7 protein-coding genes and 2 pseudogenes are annotated in these 8,919 nt (G+C 55.0%); all 9 read right to left on the bottom strand.

Annotation, left to right across the window (positions count from 1 at the left end; all coding sequences use genetic code 11):
- Positions 1-186: 186 nt before the first annotated feature.
- Positions 187-2,163: pseudogene (locus EJP87_RS11075) on the bottom strand (restriction endonuclease); the annotation flags it as partial.
- A gap of 113 nt (positions 2,164-2,276) precedes the next feature.
- Positions 2,277-2,828, bottom strand: coding sequence for a tyrosine-type recombinase/integrase (locus EJP87_RS11070; RefSeq protein ID WP_130471937.1), 552 nt, complete (start codon positions 2,826-2,828; stop codon positions 2,277-2,279).
- Between the two features lie 332 nt (positions 2,829-3,160).
- Positions 3,161-4,552 (bottom strand): type IV secretory system conjugative DNA transfer family protein, encoded by a 1,392-nt coding sequence (locus EJP87_RS11065; protein WP_130471936.1) that lies wholly within the window; start codon positions 4,550-4,552, stop codon positions 3,161-3,163.
- A 2-nt stretch (positions 4,553-4,554) separates the two neighbouring features.
- Complete coding sequence (locus EJP87_RS11060; protein ID WP_130471935.1) at positions 4,555-5,178, bottom strand: hypothetical protein; 624 nt, start codon at positions 5,176-5,178, stop codon at positions 4,555-4,557.
- Between the two features lie 437 nt (positions 5,179-5,615).
- On the bottom strand, positions 5,616-6,944 hold the full coding sequence (locus EJP87_RS11055) for a relaxase/mobilization nuclease domain-containing protein (protein WP_130471934.1): 1,329 nt from the start codon (positions 6,942-6,944) through the stop codon (positions 5,616-5,618).
- Positions 6,941-7,357, bottom strand: coding sequence for a plasmid mobilization protein (locus tag EJP87_RS11050; RefSeq protein ID WP_130471933.1), 417 nt, complete (start codon positions 7,355-7,357; stop codon positions 6,941-6,943). Before EJP87_RS11050 ends, EJP87_RS11055 begins: the two co-directional genes overlap by 4 nt.
- A gap of 312 nt (positions 7,358-7,669) precedes the next feature.
- The gene (locus EJP87_RS11045; protein ID WP_130471932.1) at positions 7,670-8,485 is read right to left on the bottom strand and encodes a hypothetical protein; all 816 of its coding nucleotides are present in this window, start codon (positions 8,483-8,485) and stop codon (positions 7,670-7,672) included.
- Positions 8,478-8,690, bottom strand: a complete 213-nt coding sequence (locus EJP87_RS11040; RefSeq protein ID WP_130471931.1) for a hypothetical protein — start codon at positions 8,688-8,690, stop codon at positions 8,478-8,480. Before EJP87_RS11040 ends, EJP87_RS11045 begins: the two co-directional genes overlap by 8 nt.
- A 7-nt stretch (positions 8,691-8,697) precedes the next feature.
- Positions 8,698-8,919, bottom strand: a pseudogene (locus tag EJP87_RS18550) (hypothetical protein); the annotation flags it as partial.

The following is an 8,919-nucleotide window of genomic DNA, read 5'->3' as shown; positions in this document are numbered from 1 at the left end:
CCAGTATTTTCTTTCGACAATGTCATGAAAGATTGGTCTGTGATCCTGACCCAACTGGCAGAATCACCGCGAAAACGTAAGCGACAAATGGCTGTATCGGGGAAAACATGTTAGCGCATATGGGGCGCTGCCCTGTCCGATATTTGGCCCCCCCTCCTTGTCTGCCTTACCGGCTGGCAGCTTGTTGCTGACAGCGATGACCTCTATGTGGTCGGATACGTCCACACCAAGATCGGCCTTGTTGATCATGGCATCAAAGCGCTCGTCGTGCGAACGCAGGGCATTCAAAATCTGCCACACCACGCGGTAACGTTCGTTGTCATTCAGTGCCGCCTCCGGAGTCACTCCAGCCGGAACCCCAACAGGCAGGATGACATACCCCATATTCTTGTCTTGAGCGCGGCGCATGACACGCCCAACAGACTGCACCACGTCAATCTGTGACTTGCGCGGGTGCATGAACAAAATGGCATCAAGAGCGGGAACGTCCACGCCTTCCGAAAGGCAGCGGGCATTGGTGAGAATGCGGCAGGCATTATCGCCGTGTTCGTCTTTCAACCAGTTCAGAAGGCGGTCACGGGCTTTGGCATTGAAGGTGCCATCCACATGCTCCAACTGGCATTCAAGCGGATGGGAGTCACCCTCCGCTTCCTTGCCTTCGTCAGATTCCAGGTATTCCGCTACAACAGCGGCAAACTCCTGCTGAATCATCTTGGAAGTGGCGATGTCTTTGCAGAAGGCAATCGCCCGCTTCATTGGCTGCGGATCGGTCAGCAATTCATCCTTCAAGCCATGCTTGGCCAGGGCTTTATAGCACCCGATGATCTTGGTCGCATCATCCAGCTTCAACTCGGATGAGCCATCGGACAGACGTTTCTGAATGCCGCTGCTAACCAGATGCTCATCCACGGCCAGAACCAAGACCTTATAGTCGGTCAAAAGCTTGTTTTCGACGGCCCATCCAAAGCCGCGTGCAAAAAGCGTATCGCCGAAATAGGCTTCGTTATCCATATCATATAGGACGGCTGAAACCTCATTGGCCTTTGACCTGACGCTCTCTCCAAAAACGCGCGGGGTAGCCGTCATGTAAATCCGCTTCTTTCCAGCAATCACTTTTTGGTCGTGAACTTTGACGAAATTGCTGTCTTCCTCTCCGTCCAAAGTCGCACCGGTGGTTCGATGCGCTTCATCACAAATGATCAGATCAAATTCGGGAAGCCCATGCCTGCGCTGCGCATCAGAAATCACTTGGATTGATTGATAGGTGGCAAACACGACTGTCATGGTGTCATTGGCTATGTGCTTGACACCAATTGCCAATTTTGTTGCATCCGTCGTTGCCGGAAACGTCAAATCAAGAAAATCAATCTCGGCCACATCCTCAGCATTCACGCGCCGCTTGCCAACCTGGGTGTCCGAGCAAACGGCAAAGGATCGCAGCGGTGTTGCTGTGTCGATTGTCCATTCACGCACAGTCTGCGACATGAGGGCCAACGATGGCACAAGAAAAAGCACCAGCCCGCCAGGGCCGATCAAATCTTCTGCAATTTTGAGGCTGGTGAAGGTCTTTCCTGTGCCGCAGGCCATAATCAATTTGCCTCGATCAGCCTGTTCAAGGCCGGATCGGACAGCATCAATAGCATCTTTCTGGTGTGGCCGCAGGGTCTTCTTCTTGGTCAGAACGATTTCGCCTTTTGCAGCAAAGCGTTCCCATTGGATCGAACTGGCCTCAAGGTCAGAAAGGCTCAAACGTGTCGTGATAATTGCTTGGCCGCGCAACATGGTTTCCGCGTTCTCGCTCCACGGCACATCTGTGGTGTCAATGACGACACGACGCTTGAATGGCTCCTTGGCAGAGGCAGAAATGAAGCTGTCGATATCCTCTTTTCTGATGCGGTGTTTGGAAGCATAGAACTTGCACTGGATCGCAGCAAACCCATCTTCGCCACGCAATTTGGCAACCAGGTCAATGCCGGTGTCGCGCCCATCCCAACCATGCAAAGATGCCCAATCCTTGTAGGCATAAACGGTCTCATATTGCTGAACTTGCACGGGATCATGAGTCAAAAAGGCCACGGCCAGCCGCTCAAAATAAGTTCCCTTGTCTCGCTCGGTTTGCGCTGCCTCACGGTACGAATTCAGCAAATCTCTCAATGCAGTCATTGGGCTTTGATTCCTCTCGTCAACTCATGGCAGTCCATTTTAGGGCTTATCTGCTGCCACATCGTTCTATCATGAAAATTTATTATTTATAAACAATGCGATAACAGACAAAATCACCTCCACAGCCTTTCAAATCGCGCCGGATTGGTGGCAGTGTAACGCACGGTATGCCGGATGTCGCGGTGTCCAAGATAATCCTGGATCAACCGCGTGTCCGCACCCTGGTCGGCCAGGGCAAAGCCGCACGCATGCCGCAGCATGTGAGGATGGGCAGGAAGCGCCAATCCCGCAAGCTCACCGCATTTATTGACCACCACCCATGCCGTTTTACGGCTCAAGGGGGTGCCACGTTCACTGACAAAGAAGGCATCCCCGACTACCTGACGTTTCTTGCGCTCATTCAACCAAGCGCGGATCACCCGCAGCTCATCCCCCCGCAATGGATGGGTGGTGGACAAGCCCTTTTTCAAACGTGCCACGTGCAAAACCCGGCTCTCAAGGTCAACCTGTGAAAGCGTCAAACCGCATGCCTCGGACACGCGCAATCCGTGCCGGAACATAAGGAGCAACAGGCAACGATCGCGTTCTTCATTACGGCTCCCTTTGGTGGCCGCCAAAAGCCTTTCAACCTCCAGGCCGGTCAGGTGTTTCCGCGTGTCTGTCATTTTGTCTAATGTTCCCCCCAATCCCACCTGGCGTAACCCTTGCGCTGCTTGGCTTCGGAGCGTGTTGTTTTTCAAACATTAGACAAAATGTGTCATTCTGTCTAATGTCGCATGCACCGGCGGGCAGGCTGCGCGTGACGCTCGCAACCCCAAGCCAATCCTTACCTTGCCGAGCAATCTTGTGGGTGCAGCCCACCTCATAAAAAGCTCACGCCAAAGGCGTGCCGGTTGTGGGTACGGCCCACGGATGCAGAACGCGCAGTAAAACAGCGCGTTCGATGTTCACGCCGAAGGCGTGGCCACCACCTCTGCCCATGATATTCAGGGTAACGTCACTCTGCAATGAACCGTCTCACCTCCGGCCATTGGCTGAAGTCCTTCACCTTTGCCCACCATAATTCCTGCCCCTGCTCCGTGGGCAGATACACGGCCAGTTCCCCCCGCCACATCATCCTGAATTGATGCGGCAGGAACGTTGCCTGTAATTGCTGGTTTTCGGTCTCGGACAGGCCGGAAATCGAACGGGTCTTGCTGGTCACGGCGACGTATTCCTGACCGGACAGCTTCGAGAGGTATTCCGACGTGAAGGCGTCACGCGGACCAAACGACGCAATGACGCCACCGGACAGGAACGTTTCCCAATTTTCCTTGTAATGATGCTCAAGCTGTTTCAGGTGTTGAACCACAGCCACAATCTTGATTCCAAAGCCAGCATTCAGGGCCATAGAAGTTTCGATGCTCTCCATTCGGCCAAGCTGCGGGAACTCATCAAGAACGAACAGCACGGCGGGACGGGTCGGCGGGCACGTCTCCTTCTGCATGTCCCGAATGGCCGCACCTATCACCAGACGCAACCATTTCCCATGCGTGGCCAGACGGTAGGGCGGGATGACCAGATAAACTGTCATGGGGTTGGTTTTCATGGCCGCAAAATCCAGTTCCCCGCGCTCAAGGTCGTTCACGATAAGGGGACTATCAAGGAAGCGGGTTTGCGTTTGCGCCGTAGAAATGACCGATGCCAGTTCCTTGCTTTTGTCCGCCTCCGTGAACTTCTCCAGCTTGGCGGGGATAGCCTCGTGAACTCCTTCCTGTCCGACAATCGCCTTGACCTCCCTGGCGATTTCATCACTGCCGCACGTAATGAACTGCCGCACGTGGCGAAGCGACGGTTTTTTATCGTTGGCCTTGGCGGAGGCCACGACATACATAACCACACCAGCGACAAAATCCTGTGCCGACGATGCCCAATGTGGCTCGTTACCATCAATCATGACCAAGGCTTCGGCAACACCCATGGCGTCGTCTATGAACTCGTCGCTTTCTGGATTCAAGGCAAGCAACGGGTTAAACCCGTGGCTCATGGTCGCGCCTCCCTTCCCCTTGAGAACGCCGAACGGGTCAAGGTGGATCACCGAGTGCCCCTGTCCCGCTCTGTAATCCCCCGTCCACCGTGCCAGTTCGCCCTTTGGATCGACGACAAGCGCGGAGTGTTCGGGGTGCAAAATCAGGTTCGGTGCAAGCAGGCTCCGCCCCTTGCCGCAACGGGTTGGACCTATCAGCAAGATGTGCTCATCTCCCTGAAAGGTAACAGCGTCGCCGGTCGGGATTTTCTGACCCGTGGCGTCGAACCCGAACCGTTCCCCAAGATAAAAAGCCGACGGAGGAGCTTGTCGCGCCGCCCCCGTCTCGGCCAGTTTTGAACGAACCACACCCCATATGCTCATCGTTATTTCTTCCCAATTGGGATTCGGCTGGAATCACCTGGTTTTGCCCTTGTGTCAGCGGGTGGCGATGGCGGTATGACCAGTTCTTCCATCCGCTCCATAGCCTTGATGAACCTTTTTTCTATGCTTGGCATCAGCAGTATTCTTAGGGCCATGAAGAACCATGCTATAGCGTTGAGAGAAAAAAACACCATGGGCGCACTGACGGCCAAGACATAGGGCGTTGTGTGCGCCAGAGACAGAAGAACGGTTGGCGTAGGCACAAGAGAAAGCAGATATTCCCTTACTATGGGCGGGTAACTGACCACCAACCCAAGCCAGCCAAGGGAAGAACAGAACAGGCCATAAAATACGGCGTTAAAAACGCTCTTTATGTTCAAGAAAAAGGCGTTTGCCTTCGTCACTCTGTGCATATGCTGTCGGTTCTTGCTCTTCATAATCCAGAACTTCTTGCCGTTTTCGGTCTGGGCAAGGCAATCATCGTAAGCTTCGAGATTTTGCGGCTTGCAATAAATATCGTTTGGGCAAAAAATTCTCGTCGGCCAACTAAAAAACAGCTTTAACACCAATCCAAGGAGTCCGAATCCGTCAAAAATATGGTCAAGAAATTTATTAATAAAATTCATATATACCATTCCAAATAGGTTAGAATCGTTATAGCTCGCACTCAATCACCCCATCGTTATGCCAGTGCTTGCAGCAATTACAGAAAAAATACTTGCCCTGATGGTGCGGGCGTATCGGCCTTGACCACTTCCGGTCACGGTGCGGACGGCGGCGCAATATCCGCCGCATCTTCGCCACCTGTGCGGCTGCCTGTCGCCACGACGCGACAACGGCGGTAAGACGCACCATCCCTGTCACCCGCACCGTGATCGGCGACCATGACGACGCCACACCGGCGCGACTCCATCGCCCAACCTGCCGAACACCCGTCACCTGCCTTGCGGTCGGCCTCCATACGGCAGCAACGAACGGACGGCGGGAAATACTCCCGCATCCAAACCCTCCGGCACTGCTGCGTTTCTGTCCTCCCCTTGCCGTTCCGCCAGTGACAAGGGTTTTACCATTCTCGTTCTCGTCCGCTGTCTTTCTGTCGCTGTCGGCGTTCCTCGCGTTCCTCAATCACCCCATACAGATAAGCATCGCCCCTAGCCCGCAAATTCAGCAAGTCTTCGCGTGAAAGCTGCTGTAAATCGTCGGCATTCAGATTGCGCCCTTCCGCTATAGCGTCCCGCATGTTGTCTATAGCTTGGTCGCGGCATTCCTGTGCCCGCATTTCTTGGCGGCGCAATTTTGGGTCCGTGAGACGGTCGTAGGCCGTCACCTTTGGCGCAGGTGTGCCCATAAAAAAATCAAGCAAACCGTCAACGGCCTTCATCAACGACTTGGTAGCCCCTCCCGCAACACCACCAACTTGCAGCCCCTCACGAACTATAGCACCGGCACCACGCAATCCACCCCCTCGGGGTGACAGGCTGGATGGTGATGGATCGGCAGCCTTGGTTGGCGGCTCGCGTGTCGGTTCGGTCGATTTGGCCTCCGTCATGGCCGCTTTATGCACATTGCCGGAATCCGTCCCTGTCCGTTCTTTTGCATGTGCCTTCTGCTGCGCCTGGGCCTCCTTCACACTTGGCAACTTTTCCAGCGGAGCATCCCTCAACATCTCGCGCAACGTGGCCGCCTTGACCTGCGCCCTTCGGGAAAGGCTATGCACACCCCCTTGCCTGTCCACCACCACATAAACGCGTTGATCGCCACGCGCCAGTGTGTAGCCCGCGCCTTCCAACCCTTTCACAAACGCGGCACCGGCACCGTTTGCTTGAGCAAACAGGGCCGACACCTCCGCCGTTACCTCGCGGGCATCCTGTCCCTTTCGATCCCCCTGCTGCATGTCCTTGTGGCTGGGAGTCCTGCCCGGTCGTGGGCTGTCTTCACGCTCGACATGCACACCTTGCGTCTTATCAAGCCCAAATTCCCGCTCAATCTCCCGTGAGGCCCGTTCATGTTTCAGGTAGTTCCATGAATCCGACCATGCCCGCATGGTCTCAAGGTCAATGCGGGAATAGACCAGGTGAACATGTTCTCTTCCTTTCTTCTCATGCAGGACAACGGCGCGGGGGTAGCCCTCCAGCCCCATTTCCTTCTCAAAAATTTCAATGGCCTTGCCCCACTCCTCGCGTCTCAAGGCGCGATCCGGATTCAGTTGCGCGTGGTAAAGCGGTTTCTCGCAATTTGTGCCCTTGGAAAACTCCCGCCAGTCGTCGATGGCCTCGGCCAAGTCATTGATGGCCGCGCCCCTGATGTCCCACACCTCCACCCTGTCGTTGGCGTCCTTGTTCAGATAGGCCGCCAGACCGCACCCCGTGGAGGTGTTCCCCTTTGTGATCACGGGTTGTCCCCCTCTGGTAGCGGCGTCAGTTCCTCCGACTCGCCTCGACCAAGGGCCGCTTTGACCTGCTGCCTCATAACCACGACATCGGCTGAAAGTTGTACAAGAGCCGGATAGTTCACCCCTCGGCCTTGGTTGGCCACGTGGGCAATCTGGTTAACGTTGCTCCCGATCTTCCCGATTTCGCCCAAAAGTCGCACCAGCAATTCCTTCTCGACCGCAGGCCGCCGCGCCCCCCTTGGCTGCGGCGCGTCCTTTCCAAAGACCAAGGCCCGCAGATACCCCGACACGGACAAACCCGCCCGCGCGGCCTTCTCTTCGATCTCGGCTTTCTCTGCCGCGTTTACAAAGCATTTGGCCAGTCCTTGCCTCTGCCGCTTTTGGCTGCTGTGTTTTGTGGCCTTTGCTTCCATCTCTGTGCCTCTCTTACCTAGTCAACGCGGGCCATTCGGGCCGCATGGGGTTGTGGCTTTTCCTTCCGTTCGGGGATGCAACGGGGGGGAACCCCCCCCTTGCCAAGCGTGCGTCGGGCTGCGCCAACCGAAGGGTGGCGTAGACCTACGCACATGGCTTGCGTTCTTTAAAACTTCCTTAGCATGGGATATTAAAACTGGGTGGAATCTCAACGCAAGAGAAATTGTCACAGGCTGAAAAAAACGAGGGGGCGGGGCAGTAGGGAAAGAAAAATGGTGAATTGCGGAAGCCTGGAATGTTCTCCGTGACCGCTAAAGAGACGGGCCTATGTTGTAACGCTCAAACATGGCGGAAACGATTTCTGGGCTGCTTGGCCACTGCCCACGTCGTTGTCCGGCATGGGTTTGATAGTCTTCCAACCGGTCAGGGTCAGGTTGCACAACCTTACCACCTGTCAGAAACAACAGCCCAACTTTGTCGGTTGGCATCCGCATAACAAAGGCTTCGGCTTCGTCCAAGGCTTGGCGCAACTTAACCATGATGGCGACAGGATCAACCGGCGGATCACTGGCGACACGCCGAAAATCAGCGTCAGTGTAGCGGGCAAGACGGCGAATCTCGTTAATAATTCCTTCTGGCGTAAAACCAACAGACTTTACAGCGGCAGCAAATATAACCGCACCCAAGGGTAACACTTGCTCATGGATGGTCACCAAGTCCATCACGTCACGCGGTTCGCGCCGTCCGGTTGCGGCACTCACCTTATTGGTGGCAAGGTCAATGGGGTGCAGGACATACCCAAATTCTTTATCCTGCACCGTCGGGAAAAAACGGAAATCGCTGTCAACCACCCATTCAAATTTCGTGGCTTCGTCGCCACGCCGAACAATGACGGCGTAAAAAGTAGGCTCGCGCCGTAGATCTTGCAACTCAAACCCCTGCGCCATCAGCAAAGCACTGTCCTGTGCAAAAGCACGGGCTACCCGTTCCTCGCGGTCATGAAAAACGTCAATATCACCGGAAAAACGTGGGTTGCTCCGATTGAGCGGTGTGCTGCCCGCAACATAGCTCTCTGGGTCGCGATGCGACGCGAGAAGACGCAAAACGTCTCTTTGAATTTTAGACAACGGCACGGCAAACCTGCTCGATCTGTTCGGCCAACCTGCGGGCCTGTAAATTGCCCTCAAACCGCAGGCTACGGGTAATGGCAAGGGCATCCTCCGGAGTCGGATTAAGAACGGGCGCACTACTCCACAAGGCAGATGCCCCGTAGTCCTTGAAAGCCTTCTGGTAGAGGCTGGCAATATCGGTTTCTGATTTTTCCGTGTTCATAGCCTATTTATACCATAGCGGCTCTTGAAAGAGAAACAACGCTGATAATCCGCCCACGGGTCGGCAAATCGTCGTCCCCCTTCATTGGCGTATCGCACTCACCACAAATCAGGGACAGATCGGCCTTACCCCATGCGTTGGCCCCACAGTCGGAACAGGTGAATTTCGTGCGGTTGCTCCGGTTCTTTTCCCCGCCTTCTTCCTCTTCGGTCGTTTTCACACGGTCGGC

The organism is Candidatus Magnetaquicoccus inordinatus (assembly GCF_004217665.1).
Classification (GTDB): Bacteria; Pseudomonadota; Magnetococcia; order Magnetococcales; family Magnetaquicoccaceae; genus Magnetaquicoccus; species Magnetaquicoccus inordinatus.
The sequence above is the reverse complement of the archived record's forward strand: the minus strand, read 5'-3'. Positions and strand labels throughout refer to the sequence as shown.

Excerpts from the sequence above, each read along its gene's own strand:
- EJP87_RS11070 (WP_130471937.1), bottom strand. The coding sequence starts at position 2,828 with ATGACAGACACGCGGAAACACCTGACCGGCCTGGAGGTTGAAAGGCTT.
- EJP87_RS11065 (WP_130471936.1), bottom strand. The coding sequence starts at position 4,552 with ATGAGCATATGGGGTGTGGTTCGTTCAAAACTGGCCGAGACGGGGGCG.
- EJP87_RS11060 (WP_130471935.1), bottom strand. The coding sequence starts at position 5,178 with ATGAATTTTATTAATAAATTTCTTGACCATATTTTTGACGGATTCGGA.
- EJP87_RS11050 (WP_130471933.1), bottom strand. The coding sequence starts at position 7,357 with ATGGAAGCAAAGGCCACAAAACACAGCAGCCAAAAGCGGCAGAGGCAA.
- EJP87_RS11040 (WP_130471931.1), bottom strand. The coding sequence starts at position 8,690 with ATGAACACGGAAAAATCAGAAACCGATATTGCCAGCCTCTACCAGAAG.